This is a genomic window from Streptomyces sp. NPDC093591, from assembly GCF_044764885.1.
GTDB lineage: Bacteria > Actinomycetota > Actinomycetes > Streptomycetales > Streptomycetaceae > Streptomyces.
Genome location: NZ_JBIWIY010000002.1, coordinates 275,006 through 299,860 on the forward strand (window position 1 = coordinate 275,006; position 24,855 = coordinate 299,860).

Genomic DNA, 24,855 nt, shown 5'->3' on the forward strand with positions numbered 1-24,855 from the left:
TCAACCCGATCGGCAGGTGCGCGGCGTGGAGGCTGGGCGGGGGCGGGTCGCGCAGCCCGGCGCCGCCGGGGCACCGCCCGGGCCCACCCGTGCCGCTCTGGGCGGCAGGATTGTCCGCGGCTGGGTGCGGCTACGGCGGCTGGCGACAGGGCTGGCCGCCACGGCCCCCCTGCCGCTACCCCAGCTTGACGACATCACTGAGCGCCACGGCCAGGTGGCGGCTGTCGCGGCTGGCGGCTCGGCCGGGCACCACAGCCAGGTACGGCCGTCGCGGCTGGGCGGCTCGGCTGGACGCCACAGCCGGGGGGCTGACGCCGCTTGGCGCCACGCTGAGCGGCGCGGTCCCGTGCGACGGCATCGCTGAGCACCACGGCTGGGCGGCTCGGCCGGGCATCATGGCCCCCTGCAGCTCCCGCAGCTGGGCGGCGGGTGCGTGGGGCCGGGGGGATCGTCGGTCTCGGACAAGGTGCCGTCCGCCCCACCCAGCCCGTCCGGCGTTTGAGGACGAGGCCCGTTCAGGGCCGAAGCGGGGGTCTGGGGGCCGCAGGCCCCCAGGGACGCGGGGTCGAAGGGGCGGCAGCCCCTGGGGGACGGGACGGGTAGGGGCGGCGGGGCAAGGAACTACTTGCCCGACTCCACCCGCTTCTTCAGCCCCGCCAACGCCCGGTCGATGATGACCTTCTCCGCCTTGCGCTTGATCATCCCTAGCATCGGAATCTTGACATCCACCGTCAGCCGGTAAGTGACCTCGGTCGCCCCGGCCCCCGCCGACTTCAAGATGTACGACCCGTCGAGCGACCGCAGCATCTGGGACTTCACCAGCGTCCAGGACACCTCGTGCTCACCGCTCCAGGTGTACGCCAGCACCTGGTCGTCCTTGATCGCGCCGGCGTCCATGACGAGGCGAACCTGCTCGGCACGGCCCTGGCCGTCGGTCTTGAGGACCTCCGCCTCCTTCACCTCACCGGTCCAGTCCGGGTAGCGGGCGAAGTCGGCGATCACCCCCATGACGTCGGCCGGTGCCGCCTCGATCGTGATGCTCGAGCTGGTGTGTTCCGCCATCGCCGTGGCTCCTCCAGATGCGGGCCGGTAAGAAGTCGTGGTGCGCACGGGTGCGCAGCGTGAAGGCTACCGCGCGCCCGACCGGCCGACTCCACCCCCACCTGCGCCATCGTCGCGAAAACGCCCACGCCACCCGAATTCGCTCACCATTCCAGCGCCCACGGTTTCCCCGACCCCGCGAAGTGCCCCACGTTCACGCACTCCGTCGCCCCGATCCGCATCCGCCGCACCAGCGGCTGATGGACATGCCCGAACAACGAATAACGCGGACGCGTCCGGCGGATCGCCTCCAGCAACGCCCGGCTCCCCCGCTCGAAGCGCCGCGCCACCGTGTCGTACACCAACTCCGGGACCTCCGGCGGAATGTGCGTGCACAGCACGTCCACCTCCCCCACGGCCTCGATCTTCGCCGCGTACTCCTCATCGCTGATCTCGTACGGCGTGCGCATCGGCGTCCGCAGACCCCCGCCCACGAACCCGAAGACCCACCCCCCGATCTCCACCCGCTCCCCGTCCAGCACGGTCGTGCCCGGCCCGGCGTACTCCGGCCACAGGGGGGGCATGTCGACATTGCCGTACGTCGCGTACGTCGGCGCGGGGAACGCCGCGAACATCTCGGCGTACTGCTTGCGCACCGCCTTCTCGATCACCGCACTCCGGTCCGAGCCGATCCCGGCCCACAGCCGCGCCCCGAACTCCCGCGCCTCCTCGAAGCGCCGGGCGGTGCGCAGTTCCACGATGCGGTCGGCGGCCTCCACGCCGAACAGGTCGGGGAAGATGCCGCGCGAGTGGTCGGCGTAGTCCAGGAACAGCACCAGGTCGCCGAGGCAGATCAGGGCGTCGGCACCCTCACCGGCTCTGGCCAGGTCGCCGGCGTTGCCGTGCACATCACTGACCACGTGTACGCGCGTCCTGCGGTTTCCCGTCGGTGTGGGTGCCATGGCGATCAAGGGTAAGCGTGTGCGGCATACGTGAACAGTGGCGGGCGAACCGATGGTTACTGGCCAGTCGTCAGACCGCTCGACTACTGTGCGCGCAGAAACACCAATCCGTGTGACGCAGCGAACATCTCGCCGGACCCCCCTGTCGAAGAAGCCATACCGGCGGGTAACGTCCGGTCGGTCCAGTCGTGCTCTGGATTTCAACATGTGAATCCCAGAGCACTTGCCCGAGCCTTGGACCGCACCGTCGCATCACACAACGTCGTGGCGCCGGCGCCCTATGAGGAGCAGCAGTCTTGCGCGAGTTCAGCCTTCCGGCTTTGTACGAGGTCCCTGCGGACGGCAATCTGACCGACATCGTCCGCAGAAACGCCGCGCAGCATCCGGACGTCGCCGTCATCGCCCGCAAGGTGGGCGGCGCCTGGCAGGACGTCACGGCCACCGCCTTCCTCGCCGAGGTCCGCGCGGCGGCCAAGGGGCTCATCGCGGCCGGGGTCCGGCCGGGCGACCGGGTCGGCCTGATGTCCCGCACCCGCTACGAGTGGACCCTGCTCGACTTCGCGATCTGGTCGGCGGGCGCGGTCACCGTGCCGGTGTACGAGACCAGCTCGCCGGAGCAGGTGCAGTGGATCCTCGGTGACTCGGGCGCGACGGCCATGATCACGGAGCTGGACGGCCACACCGCCGCCGTCGAGTCGGTGCGCGACCGGCTGCCCGCCCTCAAGCACGTCTGGCAGATCGAGGCCGGCGGGGTCGAGGAGCTGGGCCGGCTCGGGCAGGACATCAGCGACGCGACGGTCGAGGAGCGCAGCTCGCTGGCGAAGGCCGACGACCCGGCGACCATCGTGTACACGTCCGGGACGACCGGCCGCCCCAAGGGCTGTGTCCTCACCCACCGCAGCTTCTTCGCCGAGTGCGGGAACATCGTGGAGCGCCTGCGGCCGCTGTTCCGCACCGGCGAGTGCTCGGTCCTGCTCTTCCTCCCGCTCGCGCACGTCTTCGGCCGCCTCGTGCAGGTCGCGCCCATGATGGCGCCGATCAAGCTGGGCAACGTCCCGGACATCAAGAACCTCACCGACGAGCTGGCCTCGTTCCGCCCGACGCTGATCCTGGGCGTCCCGCGCGTCTTCGAGAAGGTCTACAACTCGGCGCGCGCCAAGGCCCAGGCCGACGGCAAGGGCAAGATCTTCGACAAGGCCGCGGACACCGCGATCGCCTACAGCAAGGCGCTGGACACCCCGTCCGGCCCGCCGGTCGGCCTGAAGATCAAGCACAAGGTCTTCGACAAGCTGGTCTACAGCAAGCTGCGCGCGGTGCTCGGCGGCAAGGGCGAGTACGCCATCTCCGGCGGTGCCCCGCTGGGCGAGCGCCTCGGGCACTTCTTCCGCGGCATCGGCTTCACGGTCCTGGAGGGCTACGGCCTGACCGAGTCCTGCGCCGCCACCGCCTTCAACCCCTGGGACCGGCAGAAGATCGGCACGGTCGGCCAGCCGCTGCCCGGCTCGGTCGTGCGGATCGCGGACGACGGGGAGGTGCTGCTGCACGGCGAGCACCTGTTCAAGGAGTACTGGAACAACCCGGGCGCGACCGAGGAGGCGCTGGCCGACGGCTGGTTCCACACCGGTGACATCGGCACCCTCGACGAGGACGGCTACCTCAGGATCACCGGCCGCAAGAAGGAGATCATCGTCACCGCGGGCGGCAAGAACGTCGCGCCGGCCGTGATCGAGGACCGTATCCGGGCACACGCGCTGGTCGCGGAGTGCATGGTGGTGGGCGACGGGCGGCCGTTCGTGGGCGCGCTGGTCACCGTCGACGAGGAGTTCCTGGGCCGCTGGGCCGTCGAGCACGGCAAGCCGACGGGCTCCACCGCGGCGTCGCTGCACGAGGACCCCGACCTGCTGGCCGCGATCCAGTCGGCGGTCGACGACGGCAACGCCGCGGTGTCGAAGGCGGAATCGGTGCGGAAGTTCCGCATTCTCTGCTCCCAGTTCACGGAGGACTCGGGCCATCTGACGCCGTCGCTGAAGCTCAAGCGCAACGTCGTGGCGAAGGACTTCGCGGACGAGATCGAGGCGATCTACCAGAAGTAGGGCCCCTTCCGGAAAAGCGTCATGGCGCGGTGTCCTCCACGAGGACCCGCGCCATCGTGCGTTCGGCGAGCGCGGTGATCGTCACGAACGGGTTCACCCCGATCGACCCGGGCACGAGCGAGCCGTCGGTGACGTACAGGCGTGAATACCCTTTCACCCGGCCGTAGTTGTCGGTCGCCTTGCCCAGTACACAGCCGCCCAGCGGGTGGTAGGTGAAGTCGTCGGCGAAGACCTTGTTGGACGAGCCGAACAGGTCGTACCGGTAGATCGTGGAGTTCGCCCGGTTGATCCGGTCGAACAGCTTCTTGGCCATGCTCACCGACACCGCGCTCTGGGCGGCGCTCCAGCCGAGTTTCACGGCTCCCGTACCGCTGTCGTACGAGAACGACGCCCGCGACGGATTCTTGGTGATCGCCAGATAGAGGCTGACCCAGTGCTCCAGTCCCGTGGGTAAGGGAGCGATCTCGGCGAAGACGGGGTTGGCGGTGTTGGCCCAGTCGTCGATGCCCATGACCGGCATGGTCGACTGGTTCTCCCCGACCGTGTCCCACAGGTGGTTGGCCCGCCCGAGCATCACGTTGCCGTTGGTCCCCCACCCGGCGCCGACGCTCGCGTCCAGGGCCGGCAGCGTGCCGGACTCCCTTGCGCGGACGAGGAGTTCGGTGGTCCCGATGCTGCCGCCGCCGAGGAAGAGGTACGTACAGCCGTACTCCTTGGTCTCGACGACCGTGCCGGTGTTGTCGATCCGGTCGACGGTCAGGAGGTACGTCCCGTCGGCCGCCCTGCTGATCGACCTCGCCCTCTCCAGGGTGTGGATGGTGACGTTCCCGGTGCCGAGCGCGGATGCCAGGTAGGTCTTGTCGAGGGTGCGCTTGCCGTGGTTGTTGCCGTAGATGACCTCGCCGGCCAGCGCCGACCTGGTCGCCGTACCGGCCGCCTCGCGCTGCATGTGGGCGAAGTCGTAGACGCTGGGCACGAAGGTGGTCCTCAAGCCCGTGTTGGTCGCGTGGGTGCGGGAGATCCGGGTGAAGCGGTACCACTCGGTCGACTCGAACCACGCGGGGTCGATGGTGTTGACGCCGAGCATGGAGCGGGCGCGCGGGAAGTAGGTGCCGTACATCTCCGCGGTGTCCACGGTCGGGAACTGCTCGGCGAAGTAGGACTGGAGGGGGGTGACCGCCATGCCGCCGTTGACGAGGGAGCCGCCGCCGACGCCTCGGCCGACGTACACGGACATGTGGTCGTAGTGCACGCGGTCCAGGACGCCGGGGTAGGGGCCGATGTCCTTGTTGACCACGTCCAGCCACAGGAAGGTGGCGAGCGGGGCCTCGGTGCGGGTGCGGAACCACATGGAGCGCTGGTCGGGGGCGCTGGTGGAGCAGAAGACCTTGCCGTCGGGGCCGGGGGTGTTCCAGAGGCGGCCCATTTCGAGGACGAGGGTGCGGATGCCGGCCTGGCCGAGGCGGAGGGCGGCTACGGCGCCGCCGTAGCCTGAGCCGATGACGATGGCGGGCGCGGATTCGACTGCGTCGGGCTGGGCGGCTTGGGCGGACTGGAGGGCGATGCGGGTGAAGCCGAGGGTGGCTGCGGTCTGCAGTGCCGCCATTCCGAGGATTTGACGTCTTGTCAGCTGACGCTGCATCAGGTTTGATGTCATGTGCGCAGCATGTGCGGACTTTCTGGTTCCGCCTAGTGGGGTGCAGCGGATTCATTGTTGGCGAGTGCGGGTTGTTTGTGGTTGATCGCGCCCACGCGGCGGAGCCGCATATCGATACAGCCCCGCACCCCTAAAAGAAGGGCGTTGCCCTACAGCAGCGTTTTCAAGCTCTCCGCGAGCAAGTCCCAGCGCCATCTCTCCTCGACCCACTCCCTGCCCCGCTCGCCCATCCTGCGGCGCAACTCCGGGTCTCCCAGGAGTGTGACGATGCGGTCGGCGGCCTCCTCTGGGGAGCCACCCCTGACGACCCAGCCGGTCTCGCCATCGAGTACGGCATCCGGCGCCCCGCCCGAATCCCCTGCCACCACCGGCAATCCCGTCGCCGACGCCTCCAGGTAGACGATCCCGAGGCCCTCCACATCGAGCCCCCGCCGCCTCGTCCGGCACGGCATCGCGAAGACATCGCCGGCGCCGTAGTGCGCGGGCAGCTCGGACCAGGGCACCGGCCCGGTGAACCGGACGGAGTCGGCGACCCCCGTCTCGCGCGCCATCCGCCGCAGGTCCGCCTCGTACGGGCCGCCCCCGACGATCAGCAGCACCGCGTCCGGCTCGGCGGCCAGGATGCGGGGCATGGCCTGGATCAGGGTGTCCTGCCCCTTGCGCCGGACCAGCCGGGAGACGCAGACGACCACCGGGCGGTCCGTCAGGCCCAGCCGCGCCCGGATCTCGTCGCCGCCCGATCCGGGGTGGAAGGTCTTCTCGTCGACCCCCGGCGGCAGCTGCACCATCCGCGAGGCGGCCTCCGGCGTCAGGGCGGCGGCGATCCGCGAGCGCGTGTACTCGCCGAGGTAGGTGATCGTGTCCGTCGACTCCCCGATCCGGCGCAGCAGCTGCCGGGCCGCGGGCAGCTGGGCCCAGCCCGCCTCGTGGCCGTGGGTCGTGGCCACCAGCCGTTCGGCGCCCGCCTTGCGCAGGGCCGGGGCCATCAGGCCGAGCGGTGCCGCCGCCCCGAACCACACCGACGTGCACCCGTGCTCGCGCAGCAGCCCGACCGCGCGCCGGGTCGCCGCGGGCGTCGGCAGGAGCATCGTCGTACGGTCCCGTACGACCGTGAAGGGCTGCTCGGCGTCGAAGGCGGCGGTGGCCTCGGCGCCCTCGCGGCCGCGCTTCCAGGTGGAGGCGTAGACGACCAGCCGTTCCGGGTCGAGCCGCAGCGCCATGTTGTGCAGGAAGGCCTGGATGCCGCCGGGGCGGGGCGGGAAGTCGTTGGTCACGATGAGCGTCTTGTGCATCGCCGCAGACCTTACCGAAGCCGCTGTTCACAGCTGGGGCTCGGCCATGTGTGTGGCCCGCACACAGCTGGAGGGGACATCATGTTCCCGCACGGCGGGAGCGAACGGCAGGGGATCTGGGTGGAGACGACGGACACGCGGCGGTCCCTGGCGTGGCTTCTGGGGGTCTGGGGCCTGACCAGGCTGGTTCTGCTGCTCTTCGTGTTCAAGGTGTACGTCTTTCCGGGCCCGGACGTCACCAGTGACGTGTCGGTGATCTACCAGGGCTGGTACGAGGTGCTGCGCACCGGAACGTTCCCGCTGGACGACGTCACCTGGCAGTACCCGCCCGCCGCCGCGCTCGCGATCCTCTCCCCCGCGCTGGTGTTCTGGCTGGACTACCCCTCGGCGTTCTTCGTCCTCGCCTTCTGCGCCGACCTGGTCGTGGTGCTGCTCCTGCTGTACGCGGGCCTGCGCCCGGGCCGGACGCTGCGCGGGGCCTGGGTGTGGGTGGTGGGCGTACCGCTGCTCGGACCGACCGTGTACGCGCGCTACGACGTGATGGTCACCGCCGTCGCGGTGGCCGCCCTGCTCGCGGGTGCCCGGCATCCGAGGGTGATGGGCGCGCTGACGGCCTTCGGGGCGATGCTGAAGGTGTGGCCGGTGCTGCTGCTGGTCGCGGCCCGCAGGCGCGGCGCCTGGGCGTCGGCCGCGCTGACCGTCGGCGCCCTGGCCGCGCTGTTCGCCCTCGCCATGCCCGGCGCCTTCGCCTTCCTGACCTTCCAGCGGGACCGCGGCACCGAGGTGGAGTCGCTGGGCGCGCTGGTCTTCCATGTGGCCCGGCACTTCGGCTGGGACGGCCAGGTGCTGCTCAACTACGGCTCGGTGGAGTTCCTCGGGCCGCACGTCGACGTCGTCAGCACCGCCGCCCTCGCGCTGAGCGGGCTCGCCTTCGGCTGGCTGCTGCTGTGGCGGCTGAGGGCGAGGCGGTTCCTGTCGCACACGCTCGCCGACGCGGCCTTCGTGGCGGTGCTGATGTTCGTGACGACCAGCCGGGTGATCAGCCCGCAGTACCTGGTGTGGCTGGTCGGCCTCGCGGCCGTGTGCCTGTGCTTCCGCGGCAGCCGTATGGCGCTCTCCGCCGGCCTGGTCCTCGTGGCGTCCTTCGTGACGGTCCTGGAGTTCCCGGTCTGGTTCTCGCACGTCGTCGCCAGCGACGCCCTCGGCGTCACCCTGCTGTTCCTCCGCAACGGCCTGCTGGTCCTCGCCACCCTCCTCGCCGCCCGCGCACTGTGGCGCTCGACGGTGCCCCGCAGCGCCCCGCTCCCCGTACCGGCTCAGGCGACCCGCGCCAAGGAAACGTCACTGCCCTCCTGACGCCGGGCCCTGCGCAACAGCAGCAGCGCCCCCGCGCACTGCACTCCCATGGCGACCGCCAGCGCCAGGCACACACCCGGCAGCCCGAGGCCGGACAGCCCGTACGCGAGCGGCAGCTGTACGGCCGTACCGAGCACGGTCACCCGCAGCAGCACCGGCGCTCCCCCGCTCCCCTCGAAGACCCCGCCGAGCGCGATGAAGCAGGCCATCAGAAGCAGGTAGGGCCCGACGCAGCGCAGGAAGAGCACTCCGGCGTGGACGACGTCGGGACCGGCGCCGAAGGCGGCCATGAGCCAGGGCGCGGTCACGCCCAGCAGGACGGCCGCCGCAAGCGCGAAGACCCCCGCGACCAGCACCGCCTGCCGCCCGATCGCACCCCGCGCGTCCCGCCCGGCGCCGAACAGGTGCGCGGTGTGGATGGCGGCGGCCTGGCGCACCGCGTAGAAGCCCATGGTGGCGACGTACATGACCTTGTACGCGATCGCGTACGCGGCCACCGCCGTCACCCCGAGCCGCGCCACGATCGCCACCAGCACCAGCGCGCCCGCCTGCCGCACGGTGAAGTCGGCCGACATCGGCAGCCCGGTCCGCAGCGTCCGCCACGCCGCACCGGCGAGCGACCGCGCGGGCCGCGCCCCGGCGGCCGCCCGCAGCAGCCGGTTCCGCCGCAGCGCGACCAGCCCCACCCCGAGGGCGAGGCTCCTGCACAGCACGGTCGAGGCGGCGGCGCCCTGGACGCCGTGGGCCTGGATGAGGAACGGGTCGCAGACCAGGATCAGACCGTTCGCGAGCAGCGCGAGCCGCATCGGGGTCCTGGTGTCGCCGGCGCCTTTGAGGATCCCGTCGACCAGTTGCTGCGCGAAGAAGACCGCCGTCCCCGGCAGCGCGATCGCGAGGTAGTCCACCGCGAGCGGCTGAGCCGCACCCCCGTCGAGCACCAGCCGCGCGAGCGGCTCCCGCAGCAGGAACCCGCCCACGACGACCGCCGGCGTGAGAAGCGCCCACACCGCCCATCCCCCGCGGACGGCGGCCCGTACGGCACCGGCGTCCCCCGCGCCCCTGGCCTGCGCGACCAGCACGGTCGTACCGGAGCCGAAGACGAGCGCCACCCCGAGCAGGACGTTCTCGGTGTTGGTCGCGACCGCCACGGCGGCCACGGCCGGACCGCCGAGCCGGGACACCCAGACGGTGTTGATGATCCCGGCGGCCACGGAGGCGAGGAGCGAGAAGTAGACGGGCTGGGCGAGCGAGACGACCTGCTTGCGGTGCGCGTTCACGATCCGGCCCCCTCGACACCCGACGGTACCTCGATTCGAGGTAGCTCGATAAGAGGTACCATGGGCTCATCACGTCCGCAAGGAGGACCATGCTGGAGCTGTCGATCCTCGGCTTCCTGGCCGAAGAGCCCCTGCACGGCTACGAGTTGAAGGCGCGCATCAAGGCGCTGAGCGGCCATGTCCGCCCCGTCAGCGACGGCGCCCTCTACCCGGCGATCACACGCCTGATCAAGGCGGGCAAGCTCGACGAGCACGCGGAACCGGGCGCGAGCGCCGCCCCGCGGCGGATCCTCTCCCTCACCGACAAGGGCCGCGAGGACCTGCTGGAACGCCTGCGCCACCCCAAGCCGATCGAGATCACGGACCAGGTGCGCTTCAACACGGTCCTGTCCTTCCTGCGCCACCTGCCGGACCGCCGGGAACAGGCCGAGGTGCTGCGCCGCCGACTGGAGTTCCTCACCGCGCCCACGAGCTTCTTCTACGAGGACGGCAGGCCGGTCCGGGCGGAGGAGGCGGACGACCTGTTCCGGCAGGGCATGCTGCGGGTGGCCCGGGCGACGGGCGAGGCGGAGCGCGCGTGGCTGACGGAGGCCGTCGCGCGGCTCGATCAGCCGAGCTGAGACCGCAGATACTCCCGCCACAGCGCGGTGAACTCCGCCGACGACGTCCCCAGCACGTCCTTCAACGCCCCCTCGACCGCGCCCTCCCGCCGCTCGTGCGCGCCCACGGCCCGGTAGAACTCGCCGAGCCTGACCTCGCCCCAGCGGTCCGCGATCATCCGGCAGGCCATCCAGCCGCTCTCATAGGCACGCGCCAGCTTGTTCGCGTCGCCGGTGAAGCCGAAGTCCGCGTCGGAGGGGAGCTCCTGCGGCCCCGTCCCCTCGGACACGGCACGCCACAGCTCGGGCGCGGCCTGGGACGGGGAGCGGCCGCTGCCGAGGTAGCCGACCCAGTCGGCGTAGCCCTCGGAGAGCCACAGCGGGGTGGCGGCGGTGGTGTCGGCACGGGTGGCGACATGCGTGGTCTCGTGGGTGAGGACGACCTGCTTGCCCACCTTCCCCAGGACGCCGTACGCGTCGGGGTTGACGATGATCCGGTCGGCGGGCGCCTTCACCGGAGCGCCGGTCTCGCCGGTGGTGACGGCGGCGATCCCGCGATAGGAGGACGCGGGCGAGCCGAGCAGCCCGGCCATGCCGTCCAGGGACTTCGGTACGAGGACCACGACACGCCGGGCCCAGTCCGTGCCCCACGCCTGCGACACGGCCGGCACCGCGACGTCCGCCAGCTCCGCGTACGACCGCAGCACCGCCTCGGACTGCCCGACGCCGAGGACGAGGCCGGCGTCGCCCCGTACGACGCTCACCTTCCCCTGGTCCCACAGTTGCTCGGCGGACTTGGCGGCGGGTCGCTCGGCCTCGACGAACCACTCGCCCCGCGCGTCCCGGCTCAGGCTCAGCGTGCGGCCGGCGCTGACCGGGGCCCGGTCGTGGCCCTCGACGCGATAGCGGAGCTCGGCCTCGGCGGTGGCCGTGTCGCCGGTGCGGTGCAGGCCGGTCAGGCGGTACGACCAGTCGGCGAGGGGCACCGCGCGCAGGTTGTCGAACCCGGCCGACACACCCGTCCGGCGAAACGCCGCCTCGTCGCGGTCGAGCAGCGCGGCCGCCCGCCGGTCGAGAACGCGCTGCACCTCGGCCGTGGCACTCCCGGTGCCGGACCGCCCGCCGCAGCCCACCAGACAGACCAGCAGCAGACAGAGCGCGAGGACCACCCGCACTCCCGACGCCCGCCTTCGACCAGCCATTTCCCGATCGTACGGCGACGCGGGCGCGGCGGTCAGACCCGTGCCGCCCCCACGTCAGACCCGGGTGATCGTCGCCCCCGGCATCATGCCCACCGGGTCGTAGCGCACGGGTGCGCCGGGGTAGGGCGCGTGGATCACCTGGCCGTTGCCCACGTACATCCCGACGTGGCTGGCGTCGCCCCGGTAGGTGACCACGTCGCCGGGCTGGGCCTCGGAGAGCGGGACCTGCCGGCCTGCGTACCGCTGCCCCTGCGAGGTGCGGGGCAGCGAGACGCCGGCCTGGGCGTACGACCACTGGATCAGGCCCGAACAGTCGAACCCCGAGGGGCCGTTGGCGCCCCACACGTACGGCTTGCCCAGCGCGGAGTGGGCGGCGGCGAGGGCGGCTGCCGCGCGGCCCGACGGGGCGGCCATGCTCCCGAAGTCGGGCATGACGTCGCGGCCGGAGCGGGAGGCACGGTCGTAGGCGGCGCGGTCGGCCTGCGTGAGGGAGTTGAGCAGCCTGCGCGCCTGGGCGAGTTTGCGCTCGACGATCCGCTTGTGGGAGGCGACGACCTTACGGCTCTTCTCCAGTGCGACGAGTTTCCCGGCCGCCTCGGCGCGCTCCTGGGCGAGGAGGCGCATCGCGTCCTGGAGGTCCTCGAGCTCGCCGGCCTGGTGGGCGCTGATCCGGGCGATCCGGGCGGCCTTGTCGAGGTAGTCGGCCGGGTCGTCGGAGAGCAGCAGGGCGAGGGCGGGGTCGATGCCGCCGGACCGGTACTGGGCACCGGCCAGCAGACCGAGGGCGTCCCGCATGGAGTTGATGCTCTCCTGCTGCCGGGCGATCCGGTCCTGGGCGTCGGTCACCTGCTCGCGGAGCTTGTCGGCCCGCTCGTCGGCCTTGTTGTAGGCCTCGGTTGCCTTCTCGGCCTCTTCGTAGAGGCGGTCCACCTTGGCGCGGGTGTCGTCGTGCGGCGTGGCCGTGGCCGGTACGACCCCGAGGGCCGTGGCGGCGGCTGACATGACACAGAGCGCTGCACCGGCGCCCCGGTCGAACCCGGACGGTGCAAGGCGACGATGAGACCCCACGGGAAGCCGCTCTCCTTCCGCTGGCGGACACGGACTTGTCCCCCTGCATCGAGGGAAACGCGGCAGACAGTAACCCCGTGCGACGATGCCGACCAACGACCTCTGCGGGCACACAAAGTGACGCCCCGCCTATGACGCAGGTCATGGGCGGGGCGTGGGGTCAGCGCGGGTTGTCGTGATTCGCCCGTTCGGGCGGCACGCCGTGTTGATCTTGCGGGCGTGGAGCCGGGATCAGATCCGGACGCCGAACTGGAACGGCATGTTGTTGATCGACTCGTAGCGGACGACCGTGCCGGTGCGCGGGGCGTGCAGGACCTGGCCGTTGCCGGCGTACAGGCCGACGTGGTGCAGGTCGCCGTAGAAGATGACCAGGTCGCCGACCTTGAGCTGGCTCTGCGAGTAGATCCTGGTACCGGCGTTGGCCTGGGCCTGCGAGGTGCGCGGGATGGAGACGCCGGCCTGGGCGTAGGCCCAGGAGGTCAGGCCCGAGCAGTCGTAGGAGGCGGTGCCGGTGGCGCCGTAGACGTACGGCTTGCCGATCTGGCTCTGGGCGGCCTGGAAGGCGGCCATGGCCCGGCCGGAGGCGGCGCCGGTGTTGCCGAGGTCCACGCGGTCGGCGGCGGAGCGGCTGGCGCGGGCGTCCGCGGCGGCGAGGGCGGCCTTCTCCGCGGCGGTCAGGGTGTTGAGCAGCCGCTGCGCCTCGGCGAGCTTGGACTGGACCTGCTTTTTCTTCTTGCCCAGTTCGGTGCGGGTGGAGGCGAGGTCCTTGAGCTTCTCGGCGGCCTCGGCCCGCTCCTGGGCGAGTTCGCGCTGTTTCTCCTGGATCTTCTTCAGCGACTCGACCTGCTGGGCGCTGAGCTGGTCGGCGGTGGACGCCTTGTCCAGGTAGTCGTCCGGGTTCGACGACAGGAACAGCTGGAGGGAGGAGTCGATGCTGCCCGTGCGGTACTGGGCGGCGGCCGCCAGGCCCATCGCGTCGCGCAGCTGGTTCAGGTCCTCCTGACCGCGCGCCACGTTGTCCTGGATGGTGGAGATCTCCTTCTGGAGCTTCTCCTGCTTCTCCTTGGCCCCGTTGTACTTCTCGGTGGCCTGCTCGGCCTCCTCGTAGAGCTTGTCGACCTTGGCCTTGACCTCGTCCTTGCTCGGCTTCTCGCTGGGTGCCGCGTTGGCGGCCTGCGAACTGATGGCCACGGCAGCAGCGGCGGCGGTGGTCAGCACGGTCACACGTGCTCGGCTGGGCTGCTTCGGTCGACGGTGGGACGCCACGGAGGTGAAACCCTTCTTGTGAGTGATCACCCGCTCGGAGGTTCGACGCCAGACCCTAGTGACCCAGTTGTGATCAGATCAAATCCTCACACGAAAATTCTCGTCACACCTGTCATTCTTTACACACAACTCACATGGAGTGAGGCGAGCTTGACACTGCGTTGCGCGTCTGCTCCACCAATTCGGGCATTGCGCCCGTACGTTGGCGTTTTCAGGACAGGCGCTTGAGAAGCACCGCAGAAGCCACCGGCCGCGCCCCGGCGCGGGCGACTCCGTCCGCCACCTCGCGGTCGGTGGAGGCGACGATGACCGGACGGCCCGGCGGCTCGGCGCGCACCAGCTGGCGGATCAGCTCGTCGGCGGTCACGCCCGGCTTGGAGAACAGCACCCGCACACCGCGCGGCGGCGCGAGGAGCACCGGCGCGGCCAGCTCCGCCCCGTCGAAGACACAGGTCACCTCGGCGCCGGTCTGGGCGGCGAGCTGCGAGAGCTGGCCGAGCAGCCTCAAACGCTGCTTCTCCAGGGGCATCTGGGGATAGCCGGTCTTGGTGACGTTGTAGCCGTCGACCACCAGATGGGCCTGCGGCAGGGCGAGGAGCTGGTCGAGGATCGCGGGGTCGTTCTCGGACAGCGCCCGCGCGGCGATGTCCTTCGGGGTCATCCGTCCCGGTTCGACCGCGTCCACGGTCTCGGCGGGCCGCACGGAGACCGGCGGCAACGCCAGCTCGCGGCGCAGCCCTTGGGTGGCGTCCAGCAGGGTGTCCAGGAGCAGCCGTACGCGCATGTCCTCGACGCTGCGCCCCTCGCGGGCCGCTCTGCGCGTGGCCTCCAGGGCGGCCTCGGCCTCCGCGAGCCGCGCCTTGAGGCGCCGGGTCTCGCTCTCGGCCGCGGAGACCTGGGCGTGGCCCTCGGCGCGTACGGCCTCGATCTCGCCCTGGATCTTGCGCAGGGCGGCCTCGCCGCGCTTGACGTCACTGAGGGCGGAGCGCAGCTTGCGGTGAAGCGATTCGGCTTCCTTCTTCGCCGCGTCCAGTTCGGTACGCAGCCGCTCGGTCTCGGCCCGGGTGTGTTCACGGGCGTGGGCGAGTTCCTCGCGCAGCCGCTCCACTTCGGCGCGGCTCTCCTCGTCGGCGCGCTCGGCGTCGGCCCGCTGGGCCTCCTCGCCGGCCGCGGTGACCAGCTTGACCCAGCCGGTGGGCCGCAGAACATAGGCCGCGGCCGCCACGTCGAGCGGATCCGCGGCCGGAGGCGCCGAACCTGAGTCGAGAGCGCCGGAGAGCTCCGGCTGGGCCTCTCTGAACTTCTCCCCGATGCGCTGGCGGAACAGCGGATCGGTCTCCAGCGCCGCCGCCATGGCGTTGCCGGCGAACTTGGCCCGGCGGTTCGGGGCGAACCGGGCGTACTGCCGCAGCTGCGCGGGCAGTTCGCCGACGGTCAGCCCGCCGAACCCGTCGGACACGATCTGTACGACCTTGCGCCGTACACCGTCGGGCAGCGGACGGTCGAGCACCTCGGCGGCGCCGTCGCCCGGCCCCCCGCCTTGTGTCTCCACCATCCGTCACACCCCAATGCCTGTGCGGGCTCCGCTCCCGTCAGGAGTCGGCACCCGGCCTGTCCACGAGTTCCACCTTGTCCACGGCGTTGCACCAGCGGCAGCGCACCGACTCGATGGTCTCACTGAGCACCTCGCGCTCCTCGACCTTCGGCTCGCCGGCCAGATCCAGGTGGACGTACTCCACGACCTTGGACGAGCGCGTCACGTCGAAGCGCGTGAGGTTGCCGCAGAGGGTGCAGCGCCACCGCGTCGTGGCGGTCGGCAGGGGAACCGTCATCGTGACTGTTCGCCTTCCTTCTAGTGTCGGTGATACGCCCCGGAGCTCGCCGGTGCGTGTGGCTCGTAACCCTACGGCCTGGCGGGTACTCGCCGCTCGGCCGTTCACGGCGGCGAGGCGGTCTGTGCGACTGCGTCCCCTTACGTCATGCTCTGTGTCCATGATCAGCGACTGGAGCGTGGCGCGTTTCGGGGGTCGGTGCGGCAGAGTGGGCCGATCGGTCTTCCGGTCGTCGGCGCCGGTGACGTACGGGCTGATCGCCCTGTGCTGTCTGCTCTTCCTGATGGGCCCGGCGGCGGGGCTGAATCCGGCGTACGGCTCCGGCGACGGGCTGCTCGCCGCGCAGCGGGCCTACTTCCACCGCTGGGGTGTGGTGCCGGCCGAGCTGTTCGAGGGCGCGCCCCGCGCCGCCCTCACCCCGGCCACGGCCCTCTTCGTGCACGGCAGCTGGGTGCATCTGCTCGGCAACATGCTCTTCCTCTACGTCTTCGGGGTGATGACCGAGGAACGGATGGGCCACGTCCAGTTCACGCTGTTCTACCTCGGCTGCGGCTACCTCGCCCTGCTGGGCTACGCGGCCGCCAACGACGACTCCACCCAGTCCCTGGTCGGCGCGTCCGGGGCGATCTCGGCCGTCCTCGGCGCGTTCCTGTTCGTCTTCCCCGGGGCGCGGGTGACAAGCCTGCTGCCGTTCCTGCTCTTCCTGCCGCTGCGCTTCCCGGCGTGGGTCGTGCTGCCCTTCTGGGTGGCCCTGCAGTGGGTGGCGGCGGGCCGGGCGGACCAGGGGCCGGGGGTGGCGTATCTGGCGCACCTGGTGGGCTTCGGACTGGGCTTCGGCTACGCGTGGGCCCGGTTCAGGCCTGCGACTGCTGTGTCTTCCCGGGGGCCAACCCCCGGACCCCCGGCAGAAAAGCCAGGCCGGCTGGACCACGAGTAGGGTGAGAGCCCCAGCAATGGCCTCCGAGGGAGAGAACCAGCCGTGATCACCGCGATCGTCCTCATCAAGACCAGCGTGGACCGGATTCCCGAGATCGCGGAGCGGATCGCTTCGCTGGAGAGCGTCACCGAGGTCTTCTCGGTCACCGGTACGTACGACCTGATCGCCATGGTCCGGGTCAAGCAGCACGAGGACCTCGCCGAGGTCATCCCGGGCCGGATCAGCAAGATTCCCGGCGTGGAGGCGACGGACACGCATGTGGCGTTCCGGACGTACTCGCAGCACGACATCGAGGCCGCGTTCGCCATCGGCCTGGACAGCTAGCGCACCCACGGCCGGGGTGCGTGCCCCCCGGCCCGATGATGAAGAGTTCTTCATCCTGGGCTCATCCTCACCTCCGGGTGCCGGGGGCAGGATCGGCCGTATGGTCTTCTCGCACCGGATCGCGACCCTGGCCGCCGTAGTGGCGATTCCGCTCGGTATCGCCGCGACCAGCTTCGCCCTCACCGACAACCCTGAGTCCCCCAAGGTCCCGGCCAAGGTGGAGCTGGACAGCGGCTCGCCCACACCGACGCCCACCCGGCCCACCCCGACACCGAGCGACGAGGTCGTCTCCCGGCCTCCGGTGACCGACAGCCCCGCGAGTGACGACGATGACGACGCCCCCGACCGGGAGACCCAGGACGACGACCGCGGCGAGCCCGGGGACGACGGCTGAGCCCGTGCGCCGGCGGATCTCCGCCCGGGTCCGCATTCTGCTGTGGCTGCTGTTCGTCATGGCCGTAGGACTGGTGTCCGTGGCGACGACCACGCGCTCGATCCTGTTGCGGGACGTCGACCACCGGGTGAACGGGCTGCTCGCCCAGGAGGCCGGCGAGTTCGCCAACTTCGAGGAGCGGGGCGTCGACCCCGAGACCGGCCGCCCGTTCACCGACCCGTCCCGGCTGCTGATCGAGTTCCTGGTACGGCAGTACGCCGACCCGGACGAGGAGCTGATCGGCCTGGTGGGCCGCCCGGGCACGAGCCCGGCGCAGTTCCGCCAGCCGCGTGACATCCCCGTCGCCGTCCCCCTCCACGAGGACGCCGACGCCCGCCGCCGTATCTTCGACTCGCCCGACCCCGCGGGCACGCTGCACCGGTCCTCCGGCGAGATCCGCTGGGCCAAGGTCACCGTCGCCCGGGCCGGCGGCGAGGCGGAGGCCGCGTTCGTCGTGGCCTTCCACCCGGGACGTGAACAGGCCGCGGTGAACGAGGAGTTCCGCATCCTGCTCGCCATCTCCGGGGTCGCCCTGCTGATGACGACCGGCATCGGCTGGGCGGTCGCCGGGCGGATCCTCAAGCCCGTGCGGCTGGTGCGCACCGCGGCGGCGCAGCTCACCGAGCAGGACCTCACCCGCCGTATCCCGGTGCACGGGCGGGACGACATCGCCGCGCTCGCGGAGACGTTCAACGCGATGCTCGACCGGCTGGAGCGCGCCTTCGCCGCCCAGCGGGAGTTCGTCGACGACGCGGGCCACGAGCTGCGCACCCCGATCACCATCGTGCGCGGGCATCTGGAACTCATGGGCGACGACCCGGTGGAGCGCGAGGAGACGATACGGCTCGTCACCGACGAGCTGGACCGGATGAGCCGCATCGTCGAGGACCTGCTGCTGCTCGCCAAGGCCGAGCGCCCCGACTTCGTCACCCCGGAGCCGGTCCAGGTCGCCGAACTCACCGCCGACGTCTACGTCAAGGCCCGCACCCTCGGCGAGCGGGACTGGCAGCTCGCCGAAGTGGCCGACGTGGAGGCCGAGCTGGACCCGCAGCGCATCACGCAGGCGATGGTCCAGCTCGCCCAGAACGCCGTACAGCACACCGCGCCCCGGCAGACCGTACGGATCGGCTCCCGCGTCGACGGCCAGGACGTCGAGCTGTACGTCGCCGACTGCGGACCCGGCGTCCAGCCGCAGGACGCCGAGGTGATCTTCGAACGCTTCCGGCGCGGCACCGCCCGGCGCGGCGCCCAGGGCTCGGGCGCCGGACTCGGCCTGTCGATCGTCCGGGCGATCGCGGAGGCCCACGGCGGCCGGATCCGCCTGCACCCCACCGAGGGCGGCGGCGCCACCTTCGTACTGACCCTGGAAGGGACCCGCCCATGAACGAAGAGGTAGGCACGTGAACCGCATTCTCATCGTCGAGGACGAGGACCGGATCGCCTCCTTCGTCGAGAAGGGCCTGCGCGCCAACGGCTTCACCACGACCGTCGTCGGCGACGGCGAGGCGGCGTACGAATACGCCCTGACCGGCGGCTTCGACCTGGTCGTCCTCGACATCGGCCTGCCCGGCCGGGACGGCTTCACGGTGCTGCGCGAACTGCGCGAGTCCCGGGTGACGGTCCCGGTGATCGTGCTGACCGCCCGCGACTCCGTACGCGACACGGTGGCCGGCCTGGAGGGCGGCGCCGACGACTGGATGACCAAGCCGTTCCGCTTCGAGGAACTGCTCGCCCGGGTCCGGCTGCGCCTGCGTACGGCGGCCAGGGCGCCCGAGGTGACGGTGCTGCGGTCCGGCTCGCTGACCCTGGACCTGCGCACACGGCGGGCTCGGGCCGATGAGCGGACCGTGGACCTGACGGCCCGTGAATTCGTGCTGCTGGAGCTGTTCCTGAGGCATCCGGGGCAGGTACTGTCCCGCGAGCAGATCCTGTCGCACGTGTGGGGCTACGACTTCGATCCCGGCTCCAACATCGTGGACGTGTACGTGCGGGCGCTGCGCAAGAAGCTCGGCGCCGAACGGGTCGAGACGGTGCGAGGCGTGGGGTACCGCCTGTCCGCGTGAAGTCTCCTTCATGTACGGCTCATCGAGCGCTCACCGCCGAGGTGAACCCTCGATGACGTGACCCTGAACCTCCGTCTGAGCGCGGCCCTCTGCGTGGCGCTCTCCCTGTGCGCGCTGCTCGCCGTGCCCGGCAACTTCCCCGGACTCGGCGCCGACGCCCGCCTCACCCTCGCCGTGTTCGCCCTGGCGACCTGCGCCTGGATCGCGACGCCGGTCGACGACACGTACATCGCGCTGGGCGCGGGGCTCGCGCTGACGGTGACCGGGGTGATCAGCAGCGACACGCTCTTCGGCACCCTCGGTGACTCCACGGTGTGGCTGCTGATCTGCGCCTTCGTGCTCGCGGCCGCGGTGACCCGGACGGGGCTGGCGGGCCGGGCGGCGGCGTTCCTGGTCGGCGGGGCGCGCACCGTACGGCAGCTCGTGCACCTCACCACGGCCGCCCTGGTCGTCACGGCGTTCGCGGTGCCGGCCACCTCCGGGCGGGCCGCGCTCGCCCTGCCGGTGTTCCTGGCACTCGCCAAGGTGCTGTCCGACCGCAAGCGGCTGGTGGTGATGCTGGCCCTGCTGTTCCCGACCGTGATCCTGCTGTCGGCGGTGGCGACCCTGATCGGGGCGGGCGCGCATCTGATCACCGTGTCGGTGCTGTGGCAGGCGACCGGTGAGCGGATCGGCTTCACGGAATGGCTGCTGCTGGGCCTGCCGCTGGCCGTGGCCTCGTCCCATCTGGCCGCCGAGGCCGTACTCCTGACGACCACTCGGCGCGCGGACCGCAAAGGCCCCGTGCACATCACCCCGGAGCAGATCCAGGAGCACAGCGACGATCCGGTCACCGGCCCCTGGTCGCAGGCCGAGAAGCGGTGCGCGCTGCTGCTCGGCACGGTCGTGCTGCTGTGGTGCAGCGAGCCGCTGCACCGGGTGCCGCCCGCGGTCGTCGCGCTGATCGGCGCGGTGGTGGCGGCCTCCCCGGCCCTGGGCACCGTGCACCTGAAGGACGCGCTGAAGACGGTCCCCTGGTCGCTGCTGCTGTTCATGGCGGCGACGATGGCGATGGGCGTGGCACTCGCCGACTCGGGAGCGGCGAAGTGGCTGGTCGACGGGCTCCCCACGGGCATCAGTCCGCTGCTGTTCCTGGCCGTCGTGATCGTGGTCAGCACGGCGGCCCACCTGGTCCTGCAGTCCCGCTCGGCCCGCTCCTCGGTGCTGGTTCCGCTGGTCGTCGCGGCGGCCGTGGGCGCCGGCGTCAATCCGGTGGCCGCCGCGCTCGCGTCCACCGCCGCGGCCGGCTTCTGCCACACGCTTCCGGCGTCCGCGAAGCCGGTCACGCTCTTCTCCGACATCCCCGGAACGCCCACCTACACCCCGCGCGATCTGCTGCGCCTGTCCGCCGTCCTGGCCCCGCTGACGGCCGCCCTCGTCCTGCTCTTCGCCGTCGCGGTGTGGCCACTGCTCGGCGTACCCGTGCTGCGCTAGGAGATCTGATGCTGACCCGAGTCGTCGTAGCCCCCAGTGGCTTCAAGGAGTCCCTGTCCGCCCAGGCCGCCGCCGACGCCATCGCCGACGGCGTCCGCCGGGTCCTGCCGGACGCCGAACTGGACCTGATTCCCCTGGTGGACGGGGGCGAGGGCACGGCCGCCGCGCTGGCCACCGCGACCGGCGGACGGCTCGTCGCACTGCCCGCGACCGGCCCCGTCGGCGAGCCGATCGGCACCCACTTCGCGTTGCTCGGCTCCCGCGACCGCGACACAGCGGTCGTGGAGATGGCCGCGGTCGCGGGCCTCTCCCTGGTCCCGCGCGCCCTGCGCGACCCGGGCGCCACGACGACGTACGGCGTCGGCGAACTCCTTGGCGCCGCGCTCGACACGGGCGTACGGCGCATCCTGATCGGCTGCGGTGACTCGGGTACGTCCGACGGGGGCGCCGGCGCGCTCCAGGCCCTCGGCGCCCGGCTCCTGGACGCCGACGGCTTCGAACTCCCTCGCGGTGGCCGAGAGTTGACGAGGCTGGCCCGGATCGACCCGTCCGGCCTGGACCCGCGCCTGCGGGACGTCGAGCTGCTCGTCGCCTGCAACCCGTACAACGTGCTGTGCGGCGAGCGCGGCGTGGCCCGTGTCTTCGGCCCGCAGAAGGGGGCGACGCCCGCGCAGGTGGAGCAGTTGTCGGCGGGGCTGGAGAACTGGGCGCGCGTCCTCACCCGTGACCTGGGTGTCGTGGACACGGACCTGTACGGCGGTCCCGGCACCGGCGCGTCCGGTGGCCTGGGCGCCGGCCTCGCCGCGCTGGGCGCCCGGCTGCTCCCCCGCTTCGAGGTGCTGCTGGCCCACCTCGACCTGGACGCCCGGCTGGCCCGCGCCGACCTGGTCGTCACCGCCGAGGGCGCCATGGACCACCAGACGCCCCGCGGGAAGGTCCCGGCCGAGGTGGCCCGCCGGGCCAAGCTGTCGGGCCGTCCGGTGCTCGCCCTGGCGGGCACACTCGGCGAGGGCGCGCACGCCGTGCCCGGCGTGGACGCCTTCAGCGGCATCCTGCCGGCGCCGATGGCCCTGGCGGAGGCCCTCGTGCGGGCCTCCGAACTCCTCACGGACGCCACCGAACGCGCCCTGCGGATGATCCTGCTGGGTGCCCGGCTACCGGCTCACGCGGAGGTGTCCGGCACGCAACGCCCGTCCTCCGTGCGGTAGTTCCACTGCGCACCCACCGTCACGAGCTCCTTCACGGCGTTCACGAACCGCTCGACGTGCTCGTCCGGCGTCCCGGCCCCGAAGCTCACCCGGATCGCGTTGAGGGACTTCTCGCCGGGCGCCGCCTCGGGCGCACCGCACTCGCCCTGCGTCTGCGGGGCGCTGCCCAGCAGCGTCCGCACGAGCGGGTGGGCGCAGAACAGCCCGTCCCGCACCCCGATGCCGTACTCGGCGGACAGGGCGGCGGCGAAGTGGGAGCTGTTCCAGCCGTCGACGACGAAGGAGATCACGCCGACGCGCGGGGCGTCGTCACCGAAGAGGGAGAGGATCCGCACCTCGGGGACCTCGGCGAGCCCTGCCCGCACCTTCTCGATCAGGTACTGCTCACGCGCGACGAGCGTGTCGAAGCCCGCCTCCGTCAGGGCCTTGCAGGCGGAGGCGATGGAGTAGGCGCCGATGACGTTCGGGGAGCCGGCCTCGTGCCGGGCGGCGCTCTCGTGCCACTCCACGTCCACTCCCCCGTCCTCGCGGCGGGAGACCTTGCGGCTGGCGCCGCCGCCCGCGAGGTACGGCTCCGCCGCGCGCAGCCAGTCGGCACGGCCGGCCAGGACACCCGAGCCGAACGGGGCGTAGAGCTTGTGCCCGGAGAAGGCGACCCAGTCGACGTCGAGGTCCTGGACGCTCACCGGGTGGTGCGGGGCGAGTTGCGCGGCGTCGAGGACGATCCGGGCGCCGTGCGCGTGCGCGGCCGCCGCCAACTCCCGCACCGGCCACAGCTCACCGGTGACGTTCGAGGCGCCGGTGACGCAGACCAGGGCCGGGCCGTACGGGTCGCGGTCGGCGAGGGCGCGTTCCAGGGTCTCGACGGCCTGGCTCGGGGTGCGGGGCGCGTTGAGGTAGGTGACCTGCGCGTTCGTCCACGGCAGCAGGGAGGCGTGGTGCTCGGTCTCGAAGACGAAGACCTGGCAGTCGGCCGGGAGGGCGGCGGCGAGCAGGTTCAGCGAGTCGGTGGTGGACCGGGTGAACACGACCTGGTCGCCGTCCCGGCAGTCGAGGAACTCGGCGACCGTCCTGCGGGCGTTCTCGAACAGGTCGGTGGAGAGCTGGGAGAGGTACCCGGCGCCCCGGTGGACGCTGCCGTAGTACGGCGCGTAGGCGGCGACGTCGTCCCAGACGCGCTGGAGGGCTGGGGCGCTGGCGGCGTAGTCGAGCGCGGCGTAGGTGACCTCGCCACCGGTCACGAGCGGGACGGTGACATCACGGCCCAGAACGGGCAGGGGGGCGCAAATGCTCTGGTCGAGGGCAGCGCTGGAGACAGACATGACGGAACTCCCGTGAGAGGAAAGAAGAAAGTGAAGAAGGGTGTGCGGAGGCGGGGCTCGGCGGCCCTATCGCATTCGCTTGCTCACGGAAGACTCCCTCGAACGACCAGGACCCCTGGTTTCGAGAGGGGCCCGCGCTTGCCGTAGACCTCACTGCCTACGGCCTGGTCTTCACCCGGGGCACCCCGCCACGGACGGAGGGTTGCCGGACAGTCGGCCGGGGCCTCATGACTGTCACTCATGACCTGGTCCAACATCCTGCCATACGATCTTCGATGCGCAAGGGCGCAGTCCGGATCCTGGACTGCGCCCTGCGTCACATGTGCCGGGTCAGGCGTTGCTGGCCGCCACCCAGCGCTCCAGCGTCCGCTTCGCCGCACCCGAGTCGATCGACTCCGCCGCCTTCGCCATGCCGAGCCGGAGCTGCTCCGTGAGCGGAGCGTCCGTCTGCTCGAACGCCACCAGCGCCGCCGCCGAGTTGAGCAGTACGGCGTCCCGCACCGGCCCCGTCTCGCCGTCCAGCAGGCGTCGGGCGACCTCCGCGTTGTACGACGCGTCGGCGCCGCGCAGCGCCTCCACGGGCACCAGGTCGAGGCCGACGTCGCGCGGGTCGAAGGCCTCCTCGGTCACCTTGCCGTCGCGCACGAGCCACACCCGGGACGTGGCCGTCGTCGTGAGCTCGTCGAGGCCGTCGTCGCCGCGGAACACCAGCGCCGACGAGCCGCGCTCGGCCAGTACGCCGGCGATGAGCCCCGCCATCCGGGTGTCGAAGCAGCCGACGGCCGAGGCGGTGACGCGGGCCGGGTTGGTCAGCGGGCCCAGGAGGTTGAAGGAGGTCGGGATGCCCAGGTCCCGCCGTACGCCACCGACGAACCGCATCGAGGGGTGGAATTTGGCCGCGAAGCAGAAGGTGATCCCGGCCTCGTCCACCACCCGCGCCACGCCCTCCGGCGACAGGTCGAGGTTGATGCCGAGCTTCTCCAGCACGTCGGACGAGCCGCTCGCCGAGGACGATGCCCGGTTGCCGTGCTTGACGACCTTCGCGCCGGCGCCCGCGATCACGATGGCGGACATCGTCGAGATGTTGACCGTCTTGGCGCGGTCGCCGCCCGTGCCGACGATGTCGACGGCCGGTCCGGGGATGTCCAGCGGCTGGGCGTGGGCGTACATCGCCTCGACGAGACCGTTGATCTCCTCGACCGTCTCGCCCTTGGCCCGCAGGGCCACCATGAAGCCCGCGATCTGGGCGTCCGAGGCCTCACCGCTCATGAAGCGGTCCATCGCCCATGCCGTGTCGCCGGCGCTCAGGTCCTGTCCGCCGAGCAGCGCACTCAGCACCTCGGGCCAGGAACGGCCCGCCGCGATGTCGCCTCCAGCGGGGGTCACAGCGCTCATAAGCCGCTCCAGGGTCAGGTGTCCCGCACTACGGGACGGGGGTCTCAACGGGGTC

General features: G+C 71.5%; 22 protein-coding genes and 1 riboswitch. Of the genes, 10 read left to right on the forward strand and 12 right to left on the reverse strand.

Translation table 11 applies throughout. The features are described 5' to 3' along the window. Positions 1–621: 621 nt before the first annotated feature. Both ACIREI_RS04660 and ACIREI_RS04665 read right to left on the reverse strand, forming a co-directional pair. Positions 622–1,062, reverse strand: a complete 441-nt coding sequence (locus tag ACIREI_RS04660; RefSeq protein ID WP_403327328.1) for an SRPBCC family protein — start codon at positions 1,060–1,062, stop codon at positions 622–624. Positions 1,063–1,205: 143 nt separating this feature from the next. Beyond that, positions 1,206–2,003, reverse strand: a complete 798-nt coding sequence (locus tag ACIREI_RS04665; RefSeq protein WP_403327330.1) for a metallophosphoesterase — start codon at positions 2,001–2,003, stop codon at positions 1,206–1,208. A 296-nt stretch (positions 2,004–2,299) separates the two neighbouring features. Here ACIREI_RS04665 and ACIREI_RS04670 point away from each other — a divergent pair, with 296 nt between their 5' ends. Beyond that, on the forward strand, positions 2,300–4,096 hold the full coding sequence (locus tag ACIREI_RS04670) for an AMP-dependent synthetase/ligase (protein WP_403327332.1): 1,797 nt from the start codon (positions 2,300–2,302) through the stop codon (positions 4,094–4,096). A gap of 19 nt (positions 4,097–4,115) precedes the next feature. Here ACIREI_RS04670 and ACIREI_RS04675 read toward each other — a convergent pair whose 3' ends face one another. Beyond that, positions 4,116–5,702 carry a GMC oxidoreductase gene (locus tag ACIREI_RS04675; protein WP_403327334.1) on the reverse strand — a complete coding sequence of 529 codons (1,587 nt, stop codon included), beginning with the start codon at positions 5,700–5,702 and terminating at the stop codon, positions 4,116–4,118. Positions 5,703–5,902: 200 nt separating this feature from the next. Next, positions 5,903–7,045: a glycosyltransferase family 4 protein gene (locus ACIREI_RS04680; protein ID WP_403327336.1), complete on the reverse strand. Its 1,143-nt coding sequence runs from the start codon at positions 7,043–7,045 to the stop codon at positions 5,903–5,905. Between the two features lie 81 nt (positions 7,046–7,126). Between ACIREI_RS04680 and ACIREI_RS04685 the strand changes: the two genes are divergently transcribed. Further along, the gene (locus ACIREI_RS04685; RefSeq protein WP_403327338.1) at positions 7,127–8,401 is read left to right on the forward strand and encodes a glycosyltransferase 87 family protein; all 1,275 of its coding nucleotides are present in this window, start codon (positions 7,127–7,129) and stop codon (positions 8,399–8,401) included. Here ACIREI_RS04685 and ACIREI_RS04690 read toward each other — a convergent pair. Then, positions 8,362–9,678: an MATE family efflux transporter gene (locus ACIREI_RS04690; protein WP_403327340.1), complete on the reverse strand. Its 1,317-nt coding sequence runs from the start codon at positions 9,676–9,678 to the stop codon at positions 8,362–8,364. The genes ACIREI_RS04685 and ACIREI_RS04690 overlap by 40 nt on opposite strands. A gap of 89 nt (positions 9,679–9,767) precedes the next feature. On the opposite strand from ACIREI_RS04690, the gene ACIREI_RS04695 reads away from it, so the two are divergent. Continuing rightward, positions 9,768–10,298 (forward strand): PadR family transcriptional regulator, encoded by a 531-nt coding sequence (locus ACIREI_RS04695; protein ID WP_403327342.1) that lies wholly within the window; start codon positions 9,768–9,770, stop codon positions 10,296–10,298. On the opposite strand, the gene ACIREI_RS04700 is transcribed toward ACIREI_RS04695, so the two are convergent. The 5 genes from ACIREI_RS04700 to ACIREI_RS04720 all read right to left on the reverse strand — a co-directional run bounded on the left by ACIREI_RS04700 (position 10,286) and on the right by ACIREI_RS04720 (position 15,645). Beyond that, positions 10,286–11,479: a hypothetical protein gene (locus ACIREI_RS04700; protein ID WP_403327344.1), complete on the reverse strand. Its 1,194-nt coding sequence runs from the start codon at positions 11,477–11,479 to the stop codon at positions 10,286–10,288. The genes ACIREI_RS04695 and ACIREI_RS04700 overlap by 13 nt on opposite strands. Positions 11,480–11,533: 54 nt before the next feature. Then, a complete protein-coding gene (locus ACIREI_RS04705) occupies positions 11,534–12,547 on the reverse strand; it encodes an NlpC/P60 family protein (RefSeq protein ID WP_403327346.1) in 1,014 nt (337 codons plus the stop codon). A gap of 231 nt (positions 12,548–12,778) precedes the next feature. Further along, entirely contained in the window at positions 12,779–13,813 is a 1,035-nt protein-coding gene (locus ACIREI_RS04710) for an NlpC/P60 family protein (RefSeq protein ID WP_403328039.1), read from the reverse strand. A 211-nt stretch (positions 13,814–14,024) separates the two neighbouring features. Beyond that, positions 14,025–15,368, reverse strand: coding sequence for an NYN domain-containing protein (locus tag ACIREI_RS04715; RefSeq protein ID WP_403327348.1), 1,344 nt, complete (start codon positions 15,366–15,368; stop codon positions 14,025–14,027). Positions 15,369–15,405: 37 nt separating this feature from the next. Further along, entirely contained in the window at positions 15,406–15,645 is a 240-nt protein-coding gene (locus ACIREI_RS04720; RefSeq protein ID WP_403327350.1) for a hypothetical protein, read from the reverse strand. A 160-nt stretch (positions 15,646–15,805) separates the two neighbouring features. On the opposite strand from ACIREI_RS04720, the gene ACIREI_RS04725 reads away from it, so the two are divergent. From ACIREI_RS04725 to ACIREI_RS04755, 7 genes are all read left to right on the forward strand, one after another. Then, complete coding sequence (locus ACIREI_RS04725) at positions 15,806–16,582, forward strand: rhomboid family intramembrane serine protease (protein WP_403327352.1); 777 nt, start codon at positions 15,806–15,808, stop codon at positions 16,580–16,582. Positions 16,583–16,624: 42 nt separating this feature from the next. After that, a complete protein-coding gene (locus ACIREI_RS04730; protein WP_031483291.1) occupies positions 16,625–16,906 on the forward strand; it encodes an Lrp/AsnC family transcriptional regulator in 282 nt (93 codons plus the stop codon). A 100-nt stretch (positions 16,907–17,006) separates the two neighbouring features. Then, positions 17,007–17,300, forward strand: a complete 294-nt coding sequence (locus tag ACIREI_RS04735) for a small secreted hydrophilic protein (RefSeq protein WP_403327354.1) — start codon at positions 17,007–17,009, stop codon at positions 17,298–17,300. After that, the gene (locus ACIREI_RS04740) at positions 17,236–18,723 is read left to right on the forward strand and encodes an ATP-binding protein (RefSeq protein WP_403327356.1); all 1,488 of its coding nucleotides are present in this window, start codon (positions 17,236–17,238) and stop codon (positions 18,721–18,723) included. The genes ACIREI_RS04735 and ACIREI_RS04740 overlap by 65 nt, the downstream gene beginning before the upstream one ends. Positions 18,724–18,739: 16 nt before the next feature. Then, the gene (locus tag ACIREI_RS04745; protein WP_403327358.1) at positions 18,740–19,402 is read left to right on the forward strand and encodes a response regulator transcription factor; all 663 of its coding nucleotides are present in this window, start codon (positions 18,740–18,742) and stop codon (positions 19,400–19,402) included. A gap of 57 nt (positions 19,403–19,459) precedes the next feature. Further along, complete coding sequence (locus ACIREI_RS04750; protein WP_403327360.1) at positions 19,460–20,875, forward strand: SLC13 family permease; 1,416 nt, start codon at positions 19,460–19,462, stop codon at positions 20,873–20,875. An 8-nt stretch (positions 20,876–20,883) separates the two neighbouring features. Continuing rightward, positions 20,884–22,083, forward strand: a complete 1,200-nt coding sequence (locus ACIREI_RS04755) for a glycerate kinase (protein WP_403327362.1) — start codon at positions 20,884–20,886, stop codon at positions 22,081–22,083. On the opposite strand, the gene ACIREI_RS04760 is transcribed toward ACIREI_RS04755, so the two are convergent. Then, positions 22,038–23,405, reverse strand: coding sequence for an aminotransferase class V-fold PLP-dependent enzyme (locus ACIREI_RS04760; protein WP_403327364.1), 1,368 nt, complete (start codon positions 23,403–23,405; stop codon positions 22,038–22,040). The two genes, ACIREI_RS04755 and ACIREI_RS04760, sit on opposite strands and share 46 nt — an antisense overlap. A gap of 129 nt (positions 23,406–23,534) precedes the next feature. Next, a riboswitch (SAM riboswitch) is annotated at positions 23,535–23,651 on the reverse strand. Between the two features lie 84 nt (positions 23,652–23,735). After that, positions 23,736–24,800: an anthranilate phosphoribosyltransferase gene (gene trpD / locus ACIREI_RS04765; RefSeq protein ID WP_403327366.1), complete on the reverse strand. Its 1,065-nt coding sequence runs from the start codon at positions 24,798–24,800 to the stop codon at positions 23,736–23,738. Between the last annotated feature and the right edge of the window lie 55 nt (positions 24,801–24,855).